The sequence below is a fragment of the Mesorhizobium sp. M0140 genome (genome assembly GCF_040322475.1).
GTDB lineage: Bacteria > Pseudomonadota > Alphaproteobacteria > Rhizobiales > Rhizobiaceae > Mesorhizobium.
Window position 1 is genome coordinate 83,442 of the sequence record NZ_JAMYTM010000015.1, and the last position, 24,026, is coordinate 107,467.

At 63.9% G+C, this 24,026-nt stretch carries 25 protein-coding genes; 13 read left to right on the forward strand and 12 right to left on the reverse strand.

Features of this window, described 5'->3' with window-relative positions; translation table 11 throughout:
- Positions 1–57 precede the first annotated feature (57 nt).
- The 3 genes from kdpC to NKJ37_RS17055 are packed head-to-tail and all read left to right on the forward strand — an operon-like array spanning position 58 to position 4,103.
- Positions 58–624 carry a potassium-transporting ATPase subunit KdpC gene (kdpC, locus tag NKJ37_RS17045; RefSeq protein ID WP_023810136.1) on the forward strand — a complete coding sequence of 189 codons (567 nt, stop codon included), beginning with the start codon at positions 58–60 and terminating at the stop codon, positions 622–624.
- A gap of 54 nt (positions 625–678) precedes the next feature.
- Entirely contained in the window at positions 679–3,414 is a 2,736-nt protein-coding gene (locus NKJ37_RS17050; RefSeq protein WP_352629527.1) for a DUF4118 domain-containing protein, read from the forward strand.
- The gene (locus NKJ37_RS17055) at positions 3,411–4,103 is read left to right on the forward strand and encodes a response regulator transcription factor (protein WP_352629525.1); all 693 of its coding nucleotides are present in this window, start codon (positions 3,411–3,413) and stop codon (positions 4,101–4,103) included. The genes NKJ37_RS17050 and NKJ37_RS17055 overlap by 4 nt, the downstream gene beginning before the upstream one ends.
- A gap of 12 nt (positions 4,104–4,115) precedes the next feature.
- Here NKJ37_RS17055 and NKJ37_RS17060 read toward each other — a convergent pair whose 3' ends face one another.
- From NKJ37_RS17060 to NKJ37_RS17090, 7 genes are all read right to left on the reverse strand, one after another.
- Positions 4,116–5,552, reverse strand: a complete 1,437-nt coding sequence (locus tag NKJ37_RS17060; protein ID WP_352774433.1) for an MFS transporter — start codon at positions 5,550–5,552, stop codon at positions 4,116–4,118.
- Positions 5,553–5,762: 210 nt separating this feature from the next.
- Complete coding sequence (locus tag NKJ37_RS17065; RefSeq protein WP_352774434.1) at positions 5,763–6,242, reverse strand: DUF992 domain-containing protein; 480 nt, start codon at positions 6,240–6,242, stop codon at positions 5,763–5,765.
- A gap of 92 nt (positions 6,243–6,334) precedes the next feature.
- On the reverse strand, positions 6,335–6,811 hold the full coding sequence (locus NKJ37_RS17070) for a DUF992 domain-containing protein (protein ID WP_027037654.1): 477 nt from the start codon (positions 6,809–6,811) through the stop codon (positions 6,335–6,337).
- A 202-nt stretch (positions 6,812–7,013) separates the two neighbouring features.
- On the reverse strand, positions 7,014–7,856 hold the full coding sequence (locus tag NKJ37_RS17075; protein ID WP_027037653.1) for a tetratricopeptide repeat protein: 843 nt from the start codon (positions 7,854–7,856) through the stop codon (positions 7,014–7,016).
- A 137-nt stretch (positions 7,857–7,993) separates the two neighbouring features.
- On the reverse strand, positions 7,994–8,272 hold the full coding sequence (rpsU, locus tag NKJ37_RS17080; RefSeq protein ID WP_023810129.1) for a 30S ribosomal protein S21: 279 nt from the start codon (positions 8,270–8,272) through the stop codon (positions 7,994–7,996).
- 177 nt (positions 8,273–8,449) lie between these two features.
- Entirely contained in the window at positions 8,450–8,836 is a 387-nt protein-coding gene (locus NKJ37_RS17085; protein ID WP_023810128.1) for an SET domain-containing protein, read from the reverse strand.
- Positions 8,837–8,945: 109 nt separating this feature from the next.
- Positions 8,946–9,704 carry an SDR family oxidoreductase gene (locus tag NKJ37_RS17090; RefSeq protein ID WP_352440902.1) on the reverse strand — a complete coding sequence of 253 codons (759 nt, stop codon included), beginning with the start codon at positions 9,702–9,704 and terminating at the stop codon, positions 8,946–8,948.
- A 269-nt stretch (positions 9,705–9,973) separates the two neighbouring features.
- Between NKJ37_RS17090 and NKJ37_RS17095 the strand changes: the two genes are divergently transcribed.
- The 8 genes from NKJ37_RS17095 to NKJ37_RS17130 all read left to right on the forward strand — a co-directional run bounded on the left by NKJ37_RS17095 (position 9,974) and on the right by NKJ37_RS17130 (position 17,823).
- Positions 9,974–11,227, forward strand: a complete 1,254-nt coding sequence (locus NKJ37_RS17095; RefSeq protein ID WP_023810126.1) for a sarcosine oxidase subunit beta — start codon at positions 9,974–9,976, stop codon at positions 11,225–11,227.
- Positions 11,227–11,667: a hypothetical protein gene (locus tag NKJ37_RS17100; protein ID WP_023810125.1), complete on the forward strand. Its 441-nt coding sequence runs from the start codon at positions 11,227–11,229 to the stop codon at positions 11,665–11,667. The genes NKJ37_RS17095 and NKJ37_RS17100 overlap by 1 nt, the downstream gene beginning before the upstream one ends.
- A gap of 11 nt (positions 11,668–11,678) precedes the next feature.
- The gene (locus tag NKJ37_RS17105) at positions 11,679–11,990 is read left to right on the forward strand and encodes a sarcosine oxidase subunit delta (protein ID WP_023810124.1); all 312 of its coding nucleotides are present in this window, start codon (positions 11,679–11,681) and stop codon (positions 11,988–11,990) included.
- On the forward strand, positions 11,987–14,980 hold the full coding sequence (locus NKJ37_RS17110; protein ID WP_352774436.1) for a sarcosine oxidase subunit alpha: 2,994 nt from the start codon (positions 11,987–11,989) through the stop codon (positions 14,978–14,980). Before NKJ37_RS17105 ends, NKJ37_RS17110 begins: the two co-directional genes overlap by 4 nt.
- On the forward strand, positions 14,973–15,557 hold the full coding sequence (locus tag NKJ37_RS17115; RefSeq protein WP_023810122.1) for a sarcosine oxidase subunit gamma: 585 nt from the start codon (positions 14,973–14,975) through the stop codon (positions 15,555–15,557). The genes NKJ37_RS17110 and NKJ37_RS17115 overlap by 8 nt, the downstream gene beginning before the upstream one ends.
- Before the next feature lie 59 nt (positions 15,558–15,616).
- Entirely contained in the window at positions 15,617–15,847 is a 231-nt protein-coding gene (locus tag NKJ37_RS17120; RefSeq protein ID WP_023810121.1) for a hypothetical protein, read from the forward strand.
- A gap of 76 nt (positions 15,848–15,923) precedes the next feature.
- Positions 15,924–16,709, forward strand: coding sequence for a ThuA domain-containing protein (locus tag NKJ37_RS17125; protein WP_023810120.1), 786 nt, complete (start codon positions 15,924–15,926; stop codon positions 16,707–16,709).
- A gap of 64 nt (positions 16,710–16,773) precedes the next feature.
- Complete coding sequence (locus NKJ37_RS17130; RefSeq protein ID WP_023810119.1) at positions 16,774–17,823, forward strand: Gfo/Idh/MocA family protein; 1,050 nt, start codon at positions 16,774–16,776, stop codon at positions 17,821–17,823.
- Positions 17,824–17,873: 50 nt separating this feature from the next.
- Here NKJ37_RS17130 and NKJ37_RS17135 read toward each other — a convergent pair whose 3' ends face one another.
- The 5 genes from NKJ37_RS17135 to NKJ37_RS17155 all read right to left on the reverse strand — a co-directional run bounded on the left by NKJ37_RS17135 (position 17,874) and on the right by NKJ37_RS17155 (position 21,465).
- The gene (locus NKJ37_RS17135) at positions 17,874–18,122 is read right to left on the reverse strand and encodes a DUF680 domain-containing protein (protein WP_023810118.1); all 249 of its coding nucleotides are present in this window, start codon (positions 18,120–18,122) and stop codon (positions 17,874–17,876) included.
- Positions 18,123–18,294: 172 nt separating this feature from the next.
- Positions 18,295–18,933, reverse strand: a complete 639-nt coding sequence (locus tag NKJ37_RS17140) for a TetR/AcrR family transcriptional regulator (RefSeq protein ID WP_352774439.1) — start codon at positions 18,931–18,933, stop codon at positions 18,295–18,297.
- Between the two features lie 163 nt (positions 18,934–19,096).
- Positions 19,097–20,128 (reverse strand): phosphotransferase family protein, encoded by a 1,032-nt coding sequence (locus NKJ37_RS17145; RefSeq protein WP_352774441.1) that lies wholly within the window; start codon positions 20,126–20,128, stop codon positions 19,097–19,099.
- A complete protein-coding gene (locus NKJ37_RS17150; protein WP_023810115.1) occupies positions 20,125–20,610 on the reverse strand; it encodes a MaoC family dehydratase in 486 nt (161 codons plus the stop codon). Before NKJ37_RS17150 ends, NKJ37_RS17145 begins: the two co-directional genes overlap by 4 nt.
- Positions 20,611–20,649: 39 nt before the next feature.
- A complete protein-coding gene (locus NKJ37_RS17155) occupies positions 20,650–21,465 on the reverse strand; it encodes an SDR family oxidoreductase (RefSeq protein ID WP_023810114.1) in 816 nt (271 codons plus the stop codon).
- 115 nt (positions 21,466–21,580) lie between these two features.
- On the opposite strand from NKJ37_RS17155, the gene NKJ37_RS17160 reads away from it, so the two are divergent.
- Both NKJ37_RS17160 and NKJ37_RS17165 read left to right on the forward strand, forming a co-directional pair.
- Positions 21,581–22,822, forward strand: a complete 1,242-nt coding sequence (locus NKJ37_RS17160; protein ID WP_352629500.1) for an acyl-CoA dehydrogenase family protein — start codon at positions 21,581–21,583, stop codon at positions 22,820–22,822.
- Positions 22,823–22,874: 52 nt separating this feature from the next.
- Complete coding sequence (locus NKJ37_RS17165) at positions 22,875–23,912, forward strand: zinc-binding dehydrogenase (RefSeq protein WP_352774443.1); 1,038 nt, start codon at positions 22,875–22,877, stop codon at positions 23,910–23,912.
- Positions 23,913–24,026 lie beyond the last annotated feature (114 nt).

Below are 24,026 nucleotides of genomic sequence, written 5' to 3' on the forward strand. Positions count from 1 at the left end.
ATTCCGGACGGAAAACCGCTTCACACTTTTCCTGGAATTGCTTTGAGGAACATCTCCATGCTCACCCAGCTAAGACCCGCGATCATCATGATCGTCTTCTTCACGGTCCTGACCGGCCTGATCTATCCGATCGGCATGACCGGCATCGCCCAGGCGATCTTCCCGCGCCAGGCCAATGGCAGCCTGATCGAGAAGGATGGCAAGGTTATCGGCTCCGAACTGATCGGCCAGGGCTTTGCCAGCGACAAGTATTTCCATGGCCGCCCCTCGGCCGCCGGCGACGGCTACAACGCCGCCGCTTCGAGCGGCAGCAATCTCGGCCCGACCAATCCCAAGCTGATCGACCGCATCAAGGGCGATGCGGAAAGACTGAAGGCGGAGAATCCGAACCAGCCCGTCCCGATGGACCTGGTGACGACGTCCGGCAGTGGCCTCGATCCCGATATCAGTCCCAAAGCAGCCTACTTCCAGGTCGCCAGGGTGGCCAAGGCCAGGGGGATCGATGAAGCCAAGGTCAAGGCGCTTGTCGACAGTCAGGTCGAGGGCAGGGAACTCGGCTTCATGGGCGAACCGGTGGTCAATGTGCTCGGTCTCAACCTTGCGCTGGACGCCGCGAAACAGTGAATGGTGCGGGCTGGGGATCGACAGTATCTCCGGCGCCATCCATGATCGGTCCCGATGCCGGACGACAGAAACAACGACGCCAGACCTTCTCCCGACGCACTGCTTGACCATGCCGAGCGGGAAGGTCGCGGCCGGCTGCGGATATTCCTGGGTGCCGCTCCCGGCGTAGGCAAGACCTATGAGATGCTGATGTCGGGCCGCGCCAGGCTGACCGACGGCGTGGATGTGGTGATCGGTGTCGTCGAGACGCATGGGCGCAAGGAGACACTGGCCCTGGTCGAGGGTTATGAGGTCATTGCCCGCCGCAAGGTCGACTACAAGGGGCGCATCCTCGACGAGATGGACATCGACGCCATCCTCGCCCGGCGCCCGGCGCTGGTTCTTGTCGACGAACTCGCCCACACCAATGCGCCCGGCAGCCGCCATCCCAAGCGCTATCTCGACGTCCAGGAAATCCTGACGCACGGCATCGACGTCTACACGACGCTCAACATCCAGCATGTCGAAAGCCTGAACGACGTTGTCGCCCAGATCACCAAGGTCAGGGTTCGCGAGACGGTTCCCGATTCCATCATCGACCAGGCCGACGATGTCGAGATCATCGATCTCACTCCCGACGACCTGATCAAGCGGCTCGAGGAAGGCAAGGTCTATTTCCCCAACACCGCGCAGCGCGCGATCGAGAACTATTTCTCGCCGGGCAATCTGACGGCGCTCAGGGAGCTGGCGCTGCGCCGCACCGCGCAGCGCGTCGACGACCAGTTGCTGATCCATATGCAGGCCCACGCCATTCCTGGACCGTGGGCTGCGGGGGAAAGGGTACTCGTCTGCGTCGACGCGCGTCCGGGCGGGGCGGCGCGTATTCGCTACGCGCGCAGGTTGGCCGACCGGCTCCGTGCCCCGTGGACGGCGCTGCATGTCGACAGCCCTCGCTCGGCCAGCATGCCCGAAGCGGACAAGGATCGGCTCGCTACGAACCTGCGGCTTGCCGAACAGCTCGGCGCCGAGGTGACCACCATTCCCGGTCAGAACATCGCGCAGGACATTGTTCGCCATGCGACGGCGAACAATTTCACCCATATCGTGGTCGGCAGGCCGACCCGGTCGCGCTGGCGGGAATTGATCGAAGGCTCGCTCACCTACGATCTCATCCGCAACGCCGGTGACATCAGCGTCCATGTCATTTCAGGAACCGAACGCAACGCCGAGGTGACGTCGAGGAGTGTCAAGGCGGCGGACGAGCAGTGGCAGTTCGAGATCTGGCCCTATCTCAAGGCCACGGCCTTTGTCATCGGTTCGCTCGCCTTCGCCGTCGTTCTCGACCAGTTTCTCGACGTTCGCAACCTGGCGATCATTCTTCTCATCGGCGTACTGGCATCGGCGGTAACCGGCGGTCTGTGGCCGGCTCTGTACGCTTGTTTCGCCAGCGCCCTTGCTTTCAATTATTTCTTCCTGGAGCCTCGTTATACGCTGACGATCCGGGATCCGGAGAGCATCGTCGCGCTTGGCGTCTTTCTCGTCGTTGCGGTCATCGCCAGCAATCTGACGGCGCGCGTGCAGCGCCAGGCGGTCGCCGCCCGCTCGCGGGCGCGGGCCACGGAAGACATCTACCTCTTTTCAAAGAAGCTCGCCGGCGCCGGCACGCTCGACGACGTCCTTTGGGCCACGGCCTTCCAGATCGCCTCGATGCTGAAGCTGCGGGTGGTGCTGCTTTTGCCGGAAGACGGGACCATCACCGTCAAGGCCGGCTATCCGCCCGACGACACGCTGGCCGAAGCCGACATCGCCGCCGCCCGCTGGGCCTGGGAGCACAATCGTGCCGCGGGTCGCGGCGCCGACACGCTTCCAGGCGCCAAGCGCCTCTATTTGCCCTTGCGGACGGGGCGCACGGCCATCGGGGTCGTCGGCCTGGACAACGACAAGCAGGGTCCGCTGCTGACGCCCGAGCAGCAGCGGCTGCTTGACGCACTGGCCGACCAGGCGGCGGTCGCCATCGAACGTATTCAATTGGTTGCCGACGTCGACCGTGCCAAGCTCGCGGCCGAGGCGGACAGGCTGCGCTCGGCGCTGCTCACCTCCATTTCCCATGATCTGAAAACGCCGCTCGCTGCCATCATGGGCGCGGCTGGCACGCTGCGGGATTTTTCAGTCGCGCTTCCCGAACCGGACCGGGCCGAACTGCTGTCGACGGTGCTGGACGAATCCGAGCGGTTGAACCGCTTCATCGCCAATCTGCTCGACATGACCAAGATCGAGTCCGGCGCGATGGAGCCGAACTACGCCTTTCACTATGTCGGCGACATCGTCGGCTCCGCCTTGCAAAGGGCCAGGAAAATCATTGGCGAGCACAAGATCGAGACCGACATCCCCAAGGATTTGCCGATGTTGAAGGTCGACCCGGTGCTGTTCGAGCAAGCGTTGTTCAATCTTCTCGACAATGCGGCGAAATATGCCCCGGCAGGCTCGACGATTCGCATGCAGGGTTGGACCGACAATGGCTCCGTCCTGCTGCAAATCATGGATGAAGGGCCAGGCATTCCTCCCGGCGATCTGGAACGGATTTTCGACACGTTCTATCGAGTGCGCAAGGGCGACCAGATCCGCGCCGGTACGGGGCTCGGCCTGTCGATCTGCCGCGGCTTCGTCGAAGCGATGGGTGGCACGATCATGGCGGCAAACCGGACCGACGGTTCGGGCGCGGTGTTCACCATCAAAATGCCCAGGCCGGCAAATCCGCCCAATTTCGACGCTTCGAATACCGACGACCACGATGTGGGTGACCTGGCATGACAAACTCGAACGTCAGAATATTGGTCGTCGATGACGAGCCGCCGATCCGCAAGCTGCTGCGCGTCGGGCTCGGCAGCCAAGGTTATGCGGTCAGCGAGGCGCCGAACGCGAAGGTGGCGATCGAGCTGATGGAGGCGGAGAAGCCGGACCTCGTCCTGCTCGACCTTGGGCTGCCCGGCATGAGCGGCCATGAGCTGCTGCGCAAATGGCGCGACGATGGTCTCGACATTCCAGTGGTCATCCTGTCCAGCCGGACCGACGAGGCCGGTATCGTCCAGGCCCTGGAACTCGGCGCCGACGACTATGTCACCAAACCCTTCGGCATGAACGAGCTGGTCGCCCGCATTCGGGTGGCGCTTCGCCACAAGTTCCAGCAGCAGGGCGAGAAGCCGATTTTCCAGACCGGCGATCTCAGCGTCGACCTGGTCAGGCGCATCGTCAAGGTCGAGGGCAAGGAGGTAAAGCTCTCGCCGAAGGAATACGACATCCTGCGCATGCTGGTGCAGCACGCCGGCAAGGTGCTGACCCATCATTTCCTGTTGAAGCAGGTCTGGGGCGACTCGACCGACGTGCAGTATCTCAGGGTCTATGTGCGGCAGCTCAGGCAGAAGATCGAGAAGAGCCCCGACCAGCCGCGCTACATCACCACCGAGACCGGCGTCGGCTACCGCCTGCGCGAGGTCGAGTGAGCAGGCCAGGTTTTAGCCGATAGCTTCCCGTGGCTGGCCAAGCGGTCTGGAAACCCGCAAGGCCGCGAGGCAGCCGACAATGCCGAGCGGCACGAAGGCAAGAAACAACCACGACGCGACATTCGCCGCCGCGTCGTGGTTCAGACCTTGCGAAAAGCCGCTGGCGTTGGCGACGATGCCGGCGAGTGCGGCGCCCACGGCATAGCCGATGCGCTGCATGGTCGGCACCGCCGCCGAGGCGATGGTCTGCTCGCCCTCCGGCGCGGAGGCCACGATGACGCGCGTGAGGAAGGGCCAGGCCACGCCGAAGCCGCCGCCTTGCAGCAGGGCGCAGATCAGGATCAGCGGAATGGAGCCCAGCGGTATCGCATACGCAAAGCCTGCGATGCCGGCCGCGATCATCACCGCGCCGCCGACGATGATCAGCCGCTCGCGCTGCGGCGGCGCGTTGGCGACCAGGATCGACAGGATCGACCAGGCGATCGATTCGGCGGCGATGATGTAGCCGGTGGTCAGCAGCGGAATGTCGTGAAGACTGGTCAGCAACAGCGGCCCGTAGACGCCGAAGGAACAGGTCGCCACCGAAAAGGCGGCAGCCATGGTCATGCCGGCGCCGACCGGCGTGCGCCACGAGAACAGCCGCGCCGGAAACAGCCGCGAACGCGGCTTCAGCGCGTCGATGGTGAAGAACAGCACCAGGCCTATCAGGCCGAAGGCCATCAGCAGCGAAGAGCGCAGCAAGGCGATGTCGACGCCGGCCGAGGCAATCAACACCACGGCGACGGCAAGGCAGCCAAGGGCCGCGAACGGGAAGGGCGGCGCCTTGCCCGTGCTCGTCTTGGGTTTCGTCGCCTGCGGCGTGTCGAGCACGATGAAGCTTGCCAGCGCCATGGCAGTGCCGCCGAGAGTAAAGATGCCGAAGGCCCAGCGCCATGACAACAGCTCGGTCATGATCGCGCCGAGCAATGGTCCGCTGAAGGCGGCGACGCCCCAGATCGCCGACATGATGCCGAAAAGCTGCGGCCAGATGGCGCGCGAGAACAGTCGTTCGACCGAGACGAAGGCCAGCGACACCAGCGCACCGCCGCCAAGTCCTTCGATCAGGCGGCCGGCGAGGAACAGTGGCATGGAAGGCGAGGTGGCGCATATCAGCGCGCCTGCTGCGTAGAGCAGCGCGGCGACCACCATGTTGGTGCGCAAGGGGACATAACTCACCAGTCGTCCGGCGGCTGCGCCGGCAACGATGGCGCCGAGTTCGTAGATCGCCAGCGACCAGCCGACGAGCTGTACGCCCGCCAGTTCGCCGACCATGGCCGGCATCACCGTTGCCACCATCGTCTCGTTGGTGGCGTGCAGCAGGATGCCGAGGCTGATGAAGCAGAAGCGCGCCAGGTCGCCGCTTGCCCACAATAAGCGCCAGTCGACCCTGTTCGTGCTGATCTCGGTCATTTCCACCCCTGTCTTGCATATCTCGACGCCAGCGCAGCACGCCAGAAGCCAGTACGGGTTTCCGGCAGGACCATGCGAATCGACAGCGCCGGATCGAGGCGTTGTGGCGTTCGGGGCAGGCTTGTAAAACCTCAACCGGGGTTGAGCTCAAGCGGTTTTTTTGAAGATCGTTCGCGCGGCAGCCTTTCCGGTTGCGGGTTCGTTGCGCGATCAGTTCTCGGTGCTGCGCAGCTGGAATTGGCTGACGCCGATCGCGAGGTTCATGCCGGTCTGCGTCTGCAAGCTGAGCGGCTGCAAGGTGAAGGCCTGAGAGGAGCCGCCGACCAGCAGATTGGCGCCGGCGCCGACGGCGGCCGTCACCTCCGCGCTGGCGCCGATGTAGTCGCCGGCCAGCGCACCCGGCGCATAGATGTTCTTCAGCGGCGTCAGCACGATCCACTGCATGACCGTCTGCTTCGTCGTGCCGATGTCGAGGCCGTATTTGTTGACAGCGCCGAAATAGGCTTCCGGCGCGAAGCTTTTGTCGGCGGGGTTAAAGGTGCAGCTCAGATCCTTGCTCGAGCCGAAGATGAAGCCGGTGCCGCCGCCTATGGCGCAGTCAAGCGTACCGACTTCCATGCCTCGGTCCTGCGCCTGCACCGCTCCGGATAGCGTGGTGAACACGGCGGCAGCTATGGCTGTCTTCAGCATGATGGTTCCCCTCCAAAATCAAACGGCGCGGAACCATCCTATCTGGTTCCGCGCCGCGGAGTGAGGGGCATGGAGCGCACGGCTCCATGCAATCACTTGAATGAATGGATCAACTGGAGCGAGGTCACGGCCACGGCAAGGTTGACGCCGGTCTGCGCCTGGACGCTGAGCGGCTCCAGCATGAAGGCGCTGTCCAGGCCGCCAACCAGCAGATTGGCGCCGCCGCCGGTCACCACGCTCGCTTCGGCGTTGACACCGTAGTAGCTGCCGGCGAGATCGCCTCCGTCACTGTCCCGGGTCGCAGCCAGCACGGCCCAGACGAGCTGGCCCTGATGCGTCTGGCCGACATCGAGGCCGATCTTGGAAATGACGCCTGTGTAAACCTCGGACGGCCCGTGATGATGAGGCCGGAAGACACAGGACACGCCCTTGTTGGAAGCGACGATATAAGCGGTGCCGCCGTCGATGGTGCAATCGAGCGTGCCGAGTTGCAGCTTGCCGGCGCTGGCCGGAGCCACCGCGAACATCGTCGTGGCGAGGGCAGCGGCGCAGGCGAGTTTCTTGATCATGGGAGGGTCCTTTCGCAAAATACTTTCAACAACGGCTTGGGTGGGTAGACCGTTCCGCCGAAAACTTGGCGCGATCAAGGCAGGGGCCGAAAGCCTCCTGCCGGGGTTAATGCGCGGTTGCGAAGTGCGTCCTTTCGGACACGCAAAGAATCCCGCGGCACTTGGATGTCATGCGGATTTGTATGGGAAGCCGAAACCGAGATCAGCTGACGCGGGCGAGGCCATCCTTGGCCGGCTGGTAGGTAGGGTCGAGGCGAACGGCTTCCTTATAGGATTTCGCGGCCTTCGCCTTGTCGCCGCGCCGCTCATAGATCAGCGCCTGGTTGGACCAGGCCTCGGCATTCCTGCCGTCGAGCTTGATCGCCATGTTGAAATCGGAGAAGGCATTGTCTTCGTCGTTGGTCGCCAGATAGGAGAGGCCGCGGCCATTGTAGGGTTCGGCGGCGTCCGGCGCCAGCGAGATGGCGGTCGAGAAGTCCTCGATGGCGAATTTGTGCTGGCCCTGGCTCTGATAGATCAGGCCTCGATTGTGGTAGGCGCGCGCGTCGGTCGTATCGAGCTGGATCGCCTTCTGAAAGTCGTTGAAGGCGTCCTGGGTGCGACCCGCCTTGCGGTAGAGATTGCCGCGGCCGATATAGGCGGCGTCATAGTTCGAGTTGATCTGGATCGAACGGTTGTAGTCCGCCAGCGCGGCTTCCTGGTTGCCGAGGAAGCGCTGGATGAGCGCGCGATTCGAATAGGCCTGGAAGAAATTCGGATTGAGCTGGATGGCTTGATTGAAATCCTTGAGCGCCGCCTGGTACTGACCGCCACGGCCATAGGCCGAGCCGCGCACATTGTAGCCTTCGGGATCCTGGGGATTGCGCTGGATGACCCCCGACAGCGAGGAAATGTTCTCGCTCGACCCTTGCGCCTTGTCGATGTTGTTGAATTCACCGGTCGGGCCTGCCGTTTGGCAGCCGGCAAGCGCCAGTCCGGAGAGCAGGGCTGCTGTCAGGGCGAAACCACGCAATGCGGTCCCGCGCTCCACGCTTGTTGCGTTCATGTCTGCCCTGTCCTCACTTCAAGCCGCGTCGTTCAGGTCCGGCTCCCCCTCCGGACCGGTCACATCAAACAAAAAGGTGGCGGCGATTCCACATCGCGCCACCTCTGATATCCTTCGAAAAGGACGAAAAATTGGCGTTAGAACCGCGGCGGACGCGGAGCGCCACCTGCACCGCCGGCGGCGCCAGCAGCGACCGGGCGCGGCGTCATCGGCAGCAGGCCTTCGCGCTGGGCGCGCTTGCGGGCCAGCTTGCGGGCGCGGCGAACGGCTTCAGCCTTTTCGCGGGCGCGCTTCTCGGACGGCTTCTCGTAGTGACCGCGCATCTTCATTTCACGGAAAATGCCTTCGCGCTGCATCTTCTTCTTGAGAGCGCGAAGCGCCTGATCAACGTTATTGTCGCGGACGAGTACCTGCACGGGCAATCCTGTCTTTCGGGTTTGATATCAACAGGCAAGCGGCCATAGCCACTAGCCTCCGCGGCGGTTTACACCACGAATTGTGGCGGCTGATAGCAGAATCATGCCGCGCTGTCCACAGCGGAAATGAATTTGCGGGGCCAGCCGCCGTCTGTTTGCCTTGATATAAGGAGCCGACTAGGCCGTCGCGAGGTGCAGCAACTCGAAATTTTCGAAGAACTCGCCGTAGTCGCAGGTGATCTCCTCGCCGACGCCGATGTCGCGGGTCGCGGTGGCCCCGCCATATTGCGAAAAATCCGTATTCGGATTGCTGGAATGGTTCATGAAGCGGCCATTGTCGACTTCATAGACCAGGAAACCTGGCCGGTCCGGGCTCGGATAGGCATAGCGGTCGAGCAGCTCCCTGAGATGCGGGGGTGCCGTCTCGTATTTGTCCATGGGGATCAGCCGGTCGAAATCCGGATCGAGCCGCCAGATCGAAGCGCCTTTCCTGATCGGCTCCGCGGCGAACACGCCGACACCTTCGATCGCACTCGCAGTCACATAGGTTCTGATCAGCATCATGGTTCCAGACCCCGCTTTTGGACATAAACGGAATCGCCAAATCGCGGCGAAAAATCAAGAGCGGCCGTTTGCCTGGCGGCTATGAACATGCGTCCCGCCGCTGGAATCTTCACGTCCGGTTGATCGACACGCCGCCATCGGCAAACAGAGCCGCTCCGGTGGTGAAGCTCGAGGCGTCGGAGGCGAGATAGAGTGCCGAGCGGGCGATCTCCTCCGGCATCGCGATACGCTTCAAAGCATGCAGGCCTTCGACGAAAACCCGTGATTCCGGGGTCTTGAAGGTTGCCGCCGGTGTGTCGGTGCCGCCGGGCAGCAGCGCGTTGACCCGCACGCCTTTCGGGCCGTATTCGGCGGCCAGCACCTGTGTCAGTCCGATCAGGCCGGCCTTGCTCGCGGCATAACTAGTCATGCCGGGCATGCCGACTGTGTGACCAACGAAGGTGGAGGTGAAGATCAGCGAACCGCCGCCGCGCTCGATCATTGCCGGCACCTGGTATTTGGCGCCGAGAAACGCGCTGGTGAGGTTGGTGTCGAGCGTCTCGCGCCATCCCTCCAGCGGCAGGTCCGAAATCGGCCCCATCCGGCCAACGGCGCCGGCATTGTTGAAGGCGATGTCGAGCCCGCCGAACTTTTCGACCGCCAGATCGACAAGGGCCTTTGCATAGGCTTCGTCCCTGACATCGCCGGCAAGCGCGATGGCCGCGCCATCATTGTCTTCTATCTCGGCGACGAGCGTATCGAGCTCGGCCTGACGGCGGGCGGCGACGATGACCTTGGCGCCTTCCTCGGCAAAGAGTTTTGCCGAGGCCCGGCCGATGCCGGAACTGGCGCCGGTGACGATGGCGATCTTGTTTGCGAGTGCGAACATTTCTGCATCCTTTTCTTCGCGCCGGCCTGACCGGCAGTTGGGGTGCTTGGTCGCAGATCGAGGCAAGGCGAGCCACCCGATACGTGCCAAGATGCTGGAAAGCGCCGACGCACCAGATGCGTCTTTTTCACCACGGCGCAAAACGGCAAGCGCCGTCGCAAACAGCGCAAGGGTGGAAGCGCTGTTTCGCTAGTGATACACCTCGCGCGCCGGGACCGAACGAACGCCGGCCGCCATTCGCGAAGCCTTTTTGGGGCGAGGTTGGGACGTTGAAGAAATATTCGGTATTCGCCATCGCCCGGGAAGCCATGCGCGGCCACAAGGGCTGGGAGGAACAGTGGTCCTCGCCTGAGCCCAGGAAAGAATACGACGTCATCATCGTCGGCGCCGGCGGCCATGGCCTGGCCACCGCCTATTACCTCGCCACGGTGCACGGCATCACCAATGTCGCGGTGCTGGAAAAGGGCTGGCTCGGCGGCGGCAACACCGGCCGCAACACCACCATCATCCGCTCCAACTATCTCTATGACGAGAGCGCCGGCATCTACGACCACGCGCTGAAGCTGTGGGACGGGCTCAGCCAGGAGCTCAATTACAACGTCATGTATTCGGCGCGGGGCGTCATGATGCTCGCGCACAATGTGCACGACGTGCAGGTGCTGAAGCGTCACGTTCACGCCAACCGGCTGAACGGCATCGACAATGAGTGGCTGACGCCGGAGCAGGCGAAGGAATTCTGCCCACCGCTCAACACCTCCAAGGAGGCGCGCTATCCGGTGGTCGGTGCGTCGCTGCAGCGGCGCGGCGGCACGGCCCGTCATGACGCCGTTGCCTGGGGCTATGCGCGCGGCGCCTCGGCGCGCGGCGTCCACATTATCCAGAATTGCGAGGTTACCGGGGTCAAGCGGGCGGCCAATGGCGCGGTGATGGGCGTCGACACGACGCGCGGCTTCATCGGCGCCAAGAAGGTGGGCGTCGTTGCCGCCGGCCATTCCTCCGTCATCATGAACATGGCCGGCGTGCGCATGCCGCTGGAAAGCTATCCGCTGCAAGCGCTGGTGTCGGAACCGGTCAAGCCGGTGGTTCCCTGCGTGGTGATGTCGAACACGGTGCACGCCTATATCTCGCAGTCCGACAAGGGCGAGCTGGTGATCGGCGCCGGCACCGACCAGTATGTCTCCTACTCGCAGACCGGCGGCTTGCACATATTGCAGCATACGCTCGACGCCATCTGCGAGATGTTCCCGATCTTCACGCGCATGAAGATGCTGCGCTCGTGGGGCGGCATCGTCGACGTCACGCCCGACCGCTCGCCGATCCTGGCCAAGACGCCGGTGCCCGGCCTCTATGTCAATTGCGGCTGGGGCACGGGCGGCTTCAAGGCGACGCCGGGATCGGGCCATGTCTTTGCCCATACGATCGCCAGGGACGATCCGCATCCGATCAACGCGCCCTTCACCATCGAGCGCTTCCGCACCGGACGGCTCATCGACGAGGCGGCGGCGGCGGCGGTGGCGCACTGATGATGGCGCAGATGGCTGTCGCGATGCCGCTGATGCTGGCGGGGGAACAAGTGCTGGCGGGGGAACGGGGCATGTTCCATTTTCCCTCGCCGGACGAAGTGCGCACGCAGCCGATCAGCCGCACCGGCAACGAAACCGTCTGGCCGTTTTCGGTCGATGACGGCACGCTGGCCTGCGTCTGGAGTGGCGGCCAGAGAGTGGTGATGTTCTTCGAGGGACGACCCGAAGGACTCGACGAGGCCGAGACATTCCAGCCGCGTCAAGTCATCGTCACCACCGATCCGATGCAGCTCACCCTCGGCAACATGGCGTCCCGCGATCTGTTTCGTCCCGCTGCAAGCGTGGAAGAGCGCATCCGGCTCGTCGCACCGTTCGCGACCTTGGGACAGAAGCTTTGCGATCAACCGGCGGGCGCCCACGTCGGCCACGGCGAATTGTAGGAACCAGGACAATGCTTCTCATCCGCTGCCCCTATTGCGAGGAAGAGCGTCCGGAACTCGAGTTCCGCAACGCTGGCGAGGCGCACATCGCGCGCTCGGCCAATATGGCCGGCGAGAGCGACGACGATTTTGAAAAGTTCTTCTTCATCCGCTCCAACCCCAAGGGCATCATTTATGAGCGCTGGCGGCACATGCATGGCTGTGCGCGCTTCTTCAATGCCGTACGCGACACCGTCACCGACAAATTCGTCATGACCTACAAGGCCGGCGAGCCCAAACCCACCAAGCTGCCGAAAAACTCCAACGAAGTGGTTGCCAAATGAGCGGCGCGTTCCGCATTCCCTGCGCTGGCCGCTTCAGCCAAGCCAAGACCGCGCGGTTCAGCTTCGATGGCCAGTCCTATGCCGGCATCGAGGGCGACACGCTGGCCTCGGCGCTGCTCGCCAATGGCGTCCATCTCGTCGGCCGTTCGTTCAAGTACCACCGTCCGCGCGGCATCCTGTCGGCGGGCGCCGAGGAGCCGAACGCCCTGGTCGAAATCAGGCGCGACGCGGCACGCAAGACGCCGAACGTGCGGGCGACCGTGCAGGAGCTCTATGATGGGCTTGATGCGCAGTCGCAGAACCGCTGGCCGTCACTGTCCTTCGACCTCGGTGCGGTCAGCGATATCGCCTCGCCGCTGCTTTCGGCCGGCTTCTACTACAAGACCTTCATGTGGCCGAAAGCGGCGTGGAAGACGCTCTATGAGCCAAAGATCCGCGCCGCGGCCGGTCTTGGCGTTTCCCCGGACCAGCCGGATCCCGACCATTATTCATCGCGCTATGCGCATTGCGACGTGCTGGTGCTGGGCGGCGGTGCGGCAGGCATCGCGGCAGCGCTTGCGGCGGCCGAGACCGGCGTGCGCGTCATCCTCGCCGACGAGCAGGCCGAGTTCGGCGGCAGCCTGCGTTTCGAGAGCGGCGCGAAGATCGACGGCCAGGACGGTTTTGCCTGGGCGCAAGCTGCCGTGGCGAAGCTCGCCGCGATGGACAATGTCCGCGTGCTGTCGCGCACGACGGCGTTCGGCTACTATGCGCAGAATTTTATCGGGCTGGTCGAGCGTGTCAGCGAACATCTGAGGACCCCCGGCCACGATCTGGCGCGCGAGCGGCTTTGGCAGGTCCGGGCCAAGCGCGTGGTGCTGGCCTCCGGTGCGATCGAGCGCCACATGGTGTTTGCCGACAATGACCGGCCCGGCATCATGCTGGCGGGTGCCGCGCGCACCTATCTCAACCACTATGGCGTCGCCGTCGGCAGGAATGTCGGCGTCTACACCGCCAATGATTCCGCCTATGCAGCGGCGATCGACCTGAAGAAAGCCGGCGTCAACGTGGCGGCGATCGTCGATCTGCGCGACAATCCGACCGGACCGGTGATCGACGAGGCGAGGGCGCTCGGCATCGAGGTCAATTTCGGCCGCGCGGTGATCCGCGCCGGCGGCAAGCTCAGGGTCTCGTCGATGACCGTGCAGCCGAAGAATGGCGGCGGCGAACGCACCATCGCGGTCGATGCGATACTGATGTCGGCCGGCTGGACGCCGTCGGTGCATCTGTTCTCGCAGTCGCGCGGAAAGGTCGCCTTCAACGACGAGACCAAGCGCTTCGTGCCGGGCATCTATGCGCAGGACTGCGTCTCGGTCGGCGCCTGCAACGGCACCGACGGGCTGTCTGCGACGGTCGATGAGGCCTATGCGGCAGGCGCCAAGGCGGCCAGGGATGCGGGTGCCAAAACCGCCAAGGGCAGCAAGCCGAAGGTAGACGCCTCGGAGAGCTGGTCGCGCGGCATGCTGGGTGCAGCGCCCGGCGCCGGGTCGGATACGACGGTGAAGGCCTTCGTCGATTTCCAGAACGACGTCACCGCCAAGGACATCCGCCAGGCGGTGCACGAAGGCATGCGCTCGATCGAGCACGTCAAGCGCTTCACCACCAACGGCATGGCGACCGACCAGGGCAAAACCTCCAACATGCACGGCTTGGCGATTGCCGCCGAGACGCTGGGCAAGCCGATCCCGGAAGTCGGCCTGACCACGTTCCGGGCGCCCTATACGCCGGTCACCTTCGGCGCGATCGTCAGCCATGCGCGAGGTCCGCTGTTCGACCCGACACGCAGAACCGCGATCCATCCCTGGGCCGAGGCGCAAGGTGCCATGTTCGAGGATGTCGGCCAGTGGAAGCGCGCCTGGTATTTCCCCAAGGCGGGCGAGGACATGCACGCGGCGGTCGACCGCGAATGCGTCGCCGTGCGCAAGACGGCTGGCCTGTTCGATGCCTCGACGCTGGGCAAGATCGAAGTGGTCGGGCCGGACGCGGCCAAATTCATGGAACTGCTCTACACCAACCCATGGGAGAAGCTGCAGCCCGGCCGCTGCCGCTACGGCATCATGCTGCGCGAGGACGGGTTCATCTATGATGACGGCGTCGTCGGCAGGCTGGCCCCCGACCGTTTCCACGTGACGACGACGACCGGCGGCGCGCCGCGCGTCATGAACCATATGGAGGACTATCTCCAGACCGAGTTCCCGCATCTCAATGTCTGGCTGACCTCGATCACCGAGCAATGGGCTGTTATCGCGGTGCAGGGACCCAAGTCGCGCGACATCATCGCGCCGCTGCTCGAAGGCATCGACATGTCGGACGAGGCGCTGCCGCACATGTCGGTGCGCGAAGGCAAGATCTGCGGCGTGCCGACGCGGCTGTTCCGCATGTCGTTCACCGGCGAGCGCGGCTTCGAGGTGAACGTGCCGGCCGACTATGGCCAGGCGGTCTGGGAAGCGCTGTGGGCCGAAGGCCAGAAGCATGGTGCGGCTGCTTATGGCACCGAGGCGATGCACGTGCTGCGCGCCGAAAAGGGCTACATCATCGTCGGCCAGGACACCGACGGCACGGTAACGCCGAACGACGCCGGCCTCGATTGGGCGGTCGGCAAGAAGAAGCCGGACTTCGTCGGCATCCGCGGCCTGACGCGGCCAGATCTGGTCGCCAAGGGCCGCAAGCAATTGGTCGGCCTGAAGACCAGGGATCCCAAGGTGGTGCTGGAAGAGGGCGCGCAGATCGTCGAGGACCCGAAGCAGGCGATCCCGATGAAGATGATCGGCCATGTCACCTCGAGCTACTGGTCGGAAAATTGCGGCCGCTCGATCGCTCTGGCGCTGGTCGCCGGCGGCCGCGACCGGATGGGCGAGACCCTCTATGTGCCGATGCCGAACGGGGTGATCGAAGTGGAGGTTACCGGCATGGTGTTCTTCGACGAGACGGGAGGGCGCCTCAATGGCTAAGGCCGCTGCAAGAAAGACGGCTCCGGCCGCATCGCCTTCGGTCGAACGCCGTCCGGCGCTGGCTGGGCGCAGCACCACTGCCGCCAGCGTCAAGGTCGAGGTGCTGCCGCCGGCCGAGCGCGTTTCATTACGGGCGCCGGAGGCTTCGGTCGCAGCGCTTTCAAAGGCGCTCGGCGTGACCTTGCCGAACAAGCCGAAAACCGCTGCCGCGAACGGCGGGCGCACCGCTCTGTGGCTCGGCCCCGACGAATGGCTGGTCATCGATGAGGCCGACAACGATCCGCTCGCCGATTGCGCCAAAGTATCCGCGCTGCATTCGGCGGTCGGCGTCTCGCATCGCAACATCGCGATATCAGTGACGGGTGCCGGAGCGGCGGCGGCGATCAATGCGGGCTGCCCGCAGGACCTGTCGCTCGACGCCTTCCCGGTGGGAGCAGCGTCGCGCACCATCCTGGGCAAGACCGAGATCGTGCTGCTGCGCACGGGTAACGACGCCTTCCGGGTCGAATGCTGGCGTTCCTTCTCGGACTATGTCTTTACTTTGCTGTCCGAGGGATCGCGCGACGCGGCGGTCTGAACTCGGAACGTTTTGCAGGGCACGCTCGTTCTGCATCCGCACGCCGAGGGAGAATGCCGATGCCGTCGAATTCCGCGCCGAAGTCGCCGGTCATAAAGACATCGGCTGTCCGCTCGCTCGAACACGAGCGGCACGAAGCGCCGAGCGCCGAAGACGAACTCGAGGAAGGCCTCGAAGACACGTTCCCGGCCAGCGATCCGATATCCATCACTGGAACGGCCATTCCTGGAGCTCCGGCAAAACCAGGCAAGGCCAAGACCGTGCCCGGGCGCAAGAGGCGCAAGCCGTAGTTTCCATCGGGCAAGATCTCATCGGGCCTTCTCAATCCCCTTGGACATGCTATTTAAAGCGCTTTGGGAGATGAAAATGCCGACAAAAGCGATCGTATGGGGCGAGAACGTCCACGAGCAGACCAATGAAGCCGTGCGCGACCTCTATCCCTTGGGGATGCACGGCACCATTGCCGCCGCCCTCAACCAGGACAAGGGCATCGAGGCGACCACCGCCACCTTGCAGGAACCCGAACATGGCCTGAGCGAGAAGCGCCTGGCGGCCACCGACGTGCTTTTGTGGTGGGGCCACGCGGCGCATGGCGAGGTCAAGGACGATATCGTCGAGCGGGTGCAGAAGCGGGTCTGGGAAGGGATGGGCCTGATCGTGCTCCATTCCGGCCACTACTCGAAGATATTCAAGCGGCTGATGGGCACGCCCTGTTCGCTGAAATGGCGCGAGGCGGGCGAGCGCGAGCGCGTCTGGGCGATCAACCGCGGCCACCCGATCGCGCAAGGCATCGGCGAGTGCCTGGAGATCGGCGAGACGGAAATGTATGGCGAGCCGTTCGCCGTGCCGGAGCCGCTCGAGACGGTGTTCGTCTCCTGGTACGAGGGTGGTGAGGTGTTCCGATCCGGGCTGACCTACCAGCGCGGTGCAGGACGGATCTTCTACTTCTCGCCCGGCCACGAGACCTATCCGATCTATCACAATGAGGGCGTGCAGCAGGTGCTGCGCAACGCCGTCCATTGGGCGCACAACCCGGCGCCGGCCTGGTCCGGCATCACCAACGCGCCGAACGTGCCGACGGATGCGGCCAAGGAGAAGATCGTGCAGAAGGGGCTGCGCCTGCATGCCGACGGCGACAAGGGCCTGAGTTGATTCGGGCCTGAGCTGATCGGGGCCTGAATTGCTTAAGGCGTGAGTTGATTGGGGCTTGGGGCTAATGCACCGAATTCTTCTGCTCGGCACCGGCGGTATCGCCGGGCATCATGTCGAGGAGTTTGCCGAGATCCCGGGCTGCAGCATCGTCGCCTGTGTCGACCAGGTGCCCGGCCGCGCCGCAGCGTTTGCCGCCGTCAGCAAGATCGGCGAATCTTTCGAGAGCCTGGAGGCGGCGATCGCCTGGGGTCAGTTCGATGCCGCCATCAACGCGACGCCGGATGGTGCGCATATGGCGACGACGCTGGCGCTGCTTGCCCAGGGAAAGCATGTGTTTTGCGAAAAGCCGCTGGCGCCGAACCACGCCGACGCGCTTGATATGACCGAAGCGGCCGAGGCTGCAGGGGTGGTCAACATGGTCAACCTGACCTATCGCAACTCACCGGCGATTCATGAAGCGCGGCGCATGGTGCTGGCCGGCGAGATCGGCGAGCTGCGCCATGTCGAGGCGAGCTACCGGCAAAGCTGGCTGGTCAGCCAGTCATGGGGCGACTGGCGGGTCGAGGACAAATGGCTGTGGCGCTTGTCCAGCCGGCACGGTTCAACCGGCGTGCTGGGCGACGTCGGCATCCACATCCTGGACTTCGCCACCTATGGCGCCGATCAGGACATCGTCAGCCTCCACGCCGATCTGGTGACGTTTCCGAAGGCCGAGGGCGAGCGCATCGGCGACTATCTGCTGGATGCCAATGACAGCGTGGCGATGACGGCCCGGCTCAGTTCCGGCGCGCTCGCCACGATCGCGGCGAGCCGCTACATGACCGGCCACGCCAACGATTTGTCGCTGGCCCTGCACGGCACCAAGGGCGCCATCAGGGTCGAGACCGACGGCAAGGCATCTAACCTGTCGGCCTGTCTCGGCGGCGATGTCGATCTTCAGCAATGGCGAACGCTGGCGCTGCCCAGTGTCAAGCGCAATGCGCGACGCTTTGCCGATGCGCTGGATACAGGCCGGAATGGCGATCCGTCGTTCCGGCGTGCCGCCGACATGCAGAAGCTGATTGACGCGGCCTTCGAGAGTTCAGCGGCGAAGCTGCCGGTTTCGGTCAGCTGAAGTTTCCACCTGACCGGCTTGTGCCGGCCAGAAGTGATGTCCTGCAAATATCAGAACGAGCTCGGCACGATCCAAGGATTGATGTCGATGCCGAGGCGCGGACCTTTGCCTTCAGCGGTATTTTCCGTGGCGCCCTTCTTCTCGACCGAACCGGTCGAAGCGCAATCGAGCTTCACGTTGGTCTTGGTGTCAACGCAGGCCGCCACCGGCGCATGCTTGACGGGGTGGGTGGTGTTGGCGGCGAAGGCCGAGCCCGAAAGTGCCAGCACGGCGGCGAGGGTGAGGAGTATCTTTTTCATTGTCAGTCTCCGTTTTCGACGGGTGAATTTCTCTCGTACATGTACGATGCACTGTACATATACGCCCGTCGATCGCGAAGTTCAAGGAAAACCGTACGCGTACAATAAATTTTTTGTTAACCAAGAAACCCCCAGGTCTGGAGGGGAATACACAAACCAAAGGAAACGGCGTTCAGCAGGTGACCGGTGTCTCGGTCAGTGGCGGCACGTTTTGCGTGCTGAGCGTCGCAAGCGTGAAATCGCACATCCGCTTCACGAAGGCCTGCGGATCGCCGAAGGGGTAAAAAGGAAAGGTGATGAGCAGCGAGATCGTGCCGTGTCCGACCGCCCACAGCATGGTGGCGATGGCGCGCGGATCGCCCTGCAATTTGCCGGCGGTGACGCAGGCCTCGACCCTGCTGATCAGCACCTTCATAGCAGGGTTGCTCTCTTCCATTTCGTTGTAGCCTTCCGGCAGCTTGGTCTTTTCGGTCATGAACACGGTGCGGTATTCGTTGGGATTGCCGAGTCCGAAAGCGGCATATTCGGTCATCACCGCCTGCAAGGCCTCGATCGGATCATCGGATGGATGCCCCTCGATGCGGCGGGCGAGTGTCTCGAATGCATCCTCGGCCAGAGCGAACAGGATGTCCTGCTTGTCGGCGAAGTAGGAGTAGACCGACATCGGGGCATAGCCGACCCGCTTGGCCAGCTTGCGGATGGTCAGGCCTTCATAGCCTTCTTCCTGGACGAGCTTGTGCGCGGCCTCGACCAGTTCGGAGCGCAGTTCGGCCTTTTGTTTCTCGCGGCGTGTCTGGACGCTCTGCGGCAAGATCTGGTGCCTTTGGTTGGTTGGTGGCTGGCTAAATTATATACGCTGTACGGAAACGGACAAGGGCATGGGAAGTTCCCAAGCGGTATGCTTCGGATCGTGCCCACGCTCGTCGAAGTTGGCGGCACCCATGATCAACACCGTTGCTCCGTCAAAGCGGCCATCACGCCTCCTTGTCGATCAGCTTCGCGGCAAGACGCGAAAGCAGCTTCACCGCCTCGCCATAGGTCCGGGCTTTTTCCGGATTGGAGGCATTGCCGTCCAGCGCCCGCTTGAAGACGCCTTGGCAGATCGCAGCCAGCCGGAAGAAGGAAAAGGCGAGGAAGAACGTCCAGTTGCCGATACTGGTGAGTCCGCGCCGCCGGCAGTAGCTGGCGACATAGTCTTCTTCGGAAGGCAGGCCGATCGCGGACCGGTCGACACCGCCCAGGCCGCGAAAGCCCGAGCTATGCGGCAGCCGCCATTGCATGCACTGATAGGCGATATCGGCGAAGGGGTGGCCCGATGTCGACAGTTCCCAGTCGAGCACCGCCAGAACCTTTGGCCGGTCCGGCGCGAAGATCAGATTGTCCAACCGGTAATCGCCATGCACCAGCGAGACGCGGCCGTCATCGGCGGGCATATGCGTCTCCAACCAGGCAATCAGCCGATCCATATCGGCGACGGTGCCGGTTTCCGAAGCGCGGTACTGGCTCGTCCAGCGCGCCAGCTGGCGCTCGAAATAACTGCCCGGCCGGCCGAAATCGCCGAGTCCCACTGTTTCGACATCGACCTCGTGCAGCGCGGCAAGAGTGGCGTTCATGGCATCGTATATGGCGGCGCGTTCTTCGTTGTCGCGAGCCTCCGGCAGGGCCGGATCCCAGAAGATGCGGCCGTCGAGGAAATCCATCACATAGAACATGCGGCCGATGGGCGAGTCTTCCGCCGACAGATGCAGCATGGCAGGCACAGGCACGGCGGTGCCGGCAAGCGCGCTCATCACCCTGAATTCTCGGTCGACCTGGTGCGCCGATTTCAGCAATTGTCCCGGCGGCTTGGCGCGCAGCACGTAACGGCCGCTTGCCGCCGTCAAAAGGTAGGTCGGGTTCGATTGGCCGGATTTGAACTTCTCGACTGCAGCAAGCCCGGAAAAGCCAGGTATGTTCGCCTCGAGGTAAGGCGCAAGCGCTGCCTGGTCGAGAACGGGATCACTCATGCCGTCTCGGGCTGGCGTTCGATCAAGGTCAGCGTCAACCAGCGCGCGGTCAGTGCCGGCTTCTTCGAACCCTCGATCTCGATCGTCACGTCATGCGCGGTCTGCACCCAGCCCGACGGCCTGACCTTGACGTCGGCCAGCACGAAACGCGTGCGGATGCGCGCGCCGGTTTTCACCGGCGCCAGGAAGCGCAGCGAATCGAAGCCGTGATTGACGCCCATCTTGCCGTTTTCCAGCGGCGGCATGGTCTCGAAGGTCATCGCCGACAACAGCGACAGCGACAGGAAGCCGTGCGCGATGGTGCCGCCGAACGGCGTTTCGCGCATGGCCCGCTCCGGATCGCAGTGGATGAACTGGTGGTCGTCGGTGGCGTCGGCGAACTGATCGATCATGCGTTGCGTGACCGCCCGCCACGGCGACACGCCAACCTCCTTGCCGACACTGGCCAGAAGCACATCGAGACTGATCGGTTCCACGCTCATGTCCTCCAGTTCACCTCCGGCTTCTGTGGCCGGAAAATGTCATTCCTTGAACAAGGTCAGCCCATGCTGCACCGACTGTCCGCCGTCGATCGGCAGAATGGCGCCGGTGATGTAGCTGCCTGCACGGCTGCACAAATAGAGCGTTGCGCCGGCAATGTCATCCGGTGCGCCGATACGGCCGATCGGAACATGGCTGCCGACGTGCCTGGCCTGCTCATCCGTGCCCGTGGCGAATGCCGTCATCCGGCTCTGGAAGGGGCCGGGAGCGAAGGCATTGACGGTGATGCGGCGGCCGGCGAACTCGAGCGCAAGGGTGCGGGTCAGATGATGCACGGCTGCCTTGGACGCCGTGTAGGAATAGGCGTCGTCGGCCAGCGGCTGCGTGCCCATCACCGAACCGAGATTGATCACCCTGGCCGGATCGGCGTCGCTGGCGGCGGCGTCGAGCAGTGGCAGCAATTCGCGGGTCAGATGGAAGACCGCGGTGACATTGACGCCAAACACCTTGGCCCAAGCCGAATAGGGGAAGCTTTCCAGCGGCGCGCCCCAGGAGACGCCGGCATTGTTGACCAGAATATGCAGTTTCCCGGTCCGCGCCTTGACCGCGGCGACGAGTGCAGCGATGCCGGCTTCGCTAGAAACGTCCCCGGCGAAGCCCTCGGCCCGGCCCGGTGCACCAAGCTCGTTCAACTCTTCGGCGACCTGGATGCAATCCTCGCCCTTGCGCGACGCGATCATCACGCTGGCGCCGGCCCTGACCAGCCCGGTCGCCGCCATGCGGCCTATGCCGGTCGCGGCACCCGTCACCAGCGCGGTCTTGCCGGCCACCGAAAACAGCTCGTCCAGATAGCTCATCACAATCCTCCGCGCTCGGCATGCGGGCAAACAGTTCGCGTTGACAAGGCTATCCGAAGTACGGTCATCCTTGCCACTGACAAAATGCCTGGCATGCATGAAGGGTTAGCGACCGATGACGGAGATGAATCTCGGCATGACCGAGCGGCTGAAGCCGATCCACACGCGCGTCGCGGCCATGGTGCGCGACGAGATCATGCCGCTCGACAGGGAATTTCTGAGCGAGGTGGGCAAGGCAGGCAACCGCTGGGTCTACAGTGCGCGCCAGAGCGAGATCCTCGAAGGGCTGAAGAAAACCGCAAGGGAGCGCGGCCTGTGGAATTTCTGGCTGACCGGCTCGGAACGCGGCTACGGCCTTTCCACCGTCGAATATGCCTATCTGGCCGAGGAGATGGGCAAGGCGCATCTCGGCGCCGAGACCTTCAACTGTTCGGCGCCCGACACCGGCAATATGGAGGTGCTGGAACGGTACGGCTCGGCCGACCACAAGAAAGAATGGCTGGAACCGCTGATCGAGGGCAAGATCCGCTCGGCCTATCTGATGACCGAGCCGGATGTCGCGTCGTCCGATGCCACCAACATTGCCATGCGCTGCGAACGCCAGGGCGACGACTACGTGCTCAACGGCGAGAAATGGTGGGCTTCGGGCGCCGGCGATCCGCGCTGCGCCATCTACATCGTCATGGTCAGGACCGGCGGCGATGACGAGCCGCAGCACCGCCGTCATTCGATGATCCTGGTGCCATCAGGCACAAGGGGTGTGACCAAGGTCCGGGCCATGCAGGTTTATGGCGATGACGACGCGCCGCACGGCCACATGCACCTTCGCTTCGACAATGTGCGGGTACCGACATCGAACCTGATCCTCGGCGAGGGCAGGGGGTTCGAGATCGCGCAAGGGCGGCTCGGTCCCGGCCGCATCCACCATTGCATGCGCGCCATCGGCCAGGCCGAGATGGCGCTCGAGATGCTGTGCCAGCGTTCCTTGCGCCGCGAGGCCTTCGGCCAGAAGCTGGCAAAGCTCGGCGCCAATTTCGACATCATCGCCGAATGCCGCATGGAGATCGAGATGGCCCGGCTGCTCTGCCTCAAGGCGGCGTGGATGATCGACCAGGGCGACGCCCGCGCCGCAGCCCCCTGGATCAGCCAGATCAAGGTGGTGGCACCCCGCGTCGCGCTCAAGGTCACCGACGAGGCGGTGCAGATGTTCGGCGCGCAAGGCATCAGCCAGGACACGCCGCTGGCGCGGTCGTGGACGCATCTGCGGACCTTGCGCCTTGCCGACGGGCCGGACGCCGTGCATCGCCGGCAGGTGGCGCGCACCGAGCTGAAGAAATACACGCAGGAAAAGGTCTGAGCGTCGGCATCGTCATCCGGCGATGCCGACAACCCAAGCACGGAGTGTTCCAATGGCCGTCTCCTCCGAAATGAAGGCGCTGCTGCTGGTCGGCGACGGCTACACCAGGACGCCGAGCGGCAGTGTGCTGGAGGCGATGGAGCCGTATGTCGAGCTGGGCAACATCGCGGTGCCGACACCCGGACCGACGCAGGTGCTGATCAAGGTCAGCCTCGCCTCGATCAACCCCTCCGACATCGCCTTCGTCAAGGGCCAGTACGGCCAGCCGCGCGCCAAGGGACAGCCGGCCGGCTTCGAGGGCGTCGGCATCGTCGTCGCCAGCGGCGACGAGACCTATCCCCAAAGCCTGATCGGCAAGCGCGTCGCCTTTGCCACCGGCGCCACCAACTGGGGCTCGTGGGCCGACTATGCCGTCGCTGAAGCTGCTGCATGCATTCCGCTGCTCGACACGGTCCGCGACGAGGATGGGGCGGCGATGATCGTCAACCCGCTCACCGCGCTCGCCATGTTCGACGTCGTCAAGGAGGAAGGCGAGAAGGCCTTCGTCATGACCGCCGGCGCCAGCCAGCTCTGCAAGCTGATCATTGGCCTGGCCAGCGGAGAGGGCTTCCGGCCGATCGTCACCGTGCGCCGCGACGACCAGATCGCGGCGCTGAAAGCGCTCGGCGCGGCGCACGTCCTCAACGAAAAGGCGCCGGATTTCAAGGCAGCGCTGCGCGAGGTGATGAAGGCCGAACAGCCGCGCATCTTCCTTGACGCGGTGACCGGGCCGCTGGCTTCCGCCATCTTCGACGTCATGCCGAAGCGTTCGCGCTGGATCATCTATGGGCGGCTCGATCCCGAAGCCACTGTTATCCGCGAGCCCGGCCAACTGATCTTCCAGCACAAGCATATCGGAGGGTTTTGGCTGAGCGAGTGGATGCGCCAGTTCCGCGATCGCCGCGGCCCGGCGATCCTGGAAGCGCAGAAGCGTTTTTCCGATGGGCGCTGGTCGACCGACGTGACGGCGGTGGTGCCGCTTGCCGAGGCGATGGCGCGGGTGCCAGCGGAACTGGCCAAGCCGAACGGCAAGGTGTTCATCCGGCCTTAGGCCAATTCGAAAGATTCGAGCAGCTTGGACGCGAGGGGCCTCGGAGGGCTTTGCGGGCAGAGATTGCCGGTTATCCGCCGACGCGGGACCGTCAGGCCGATATCCGCGTCCATC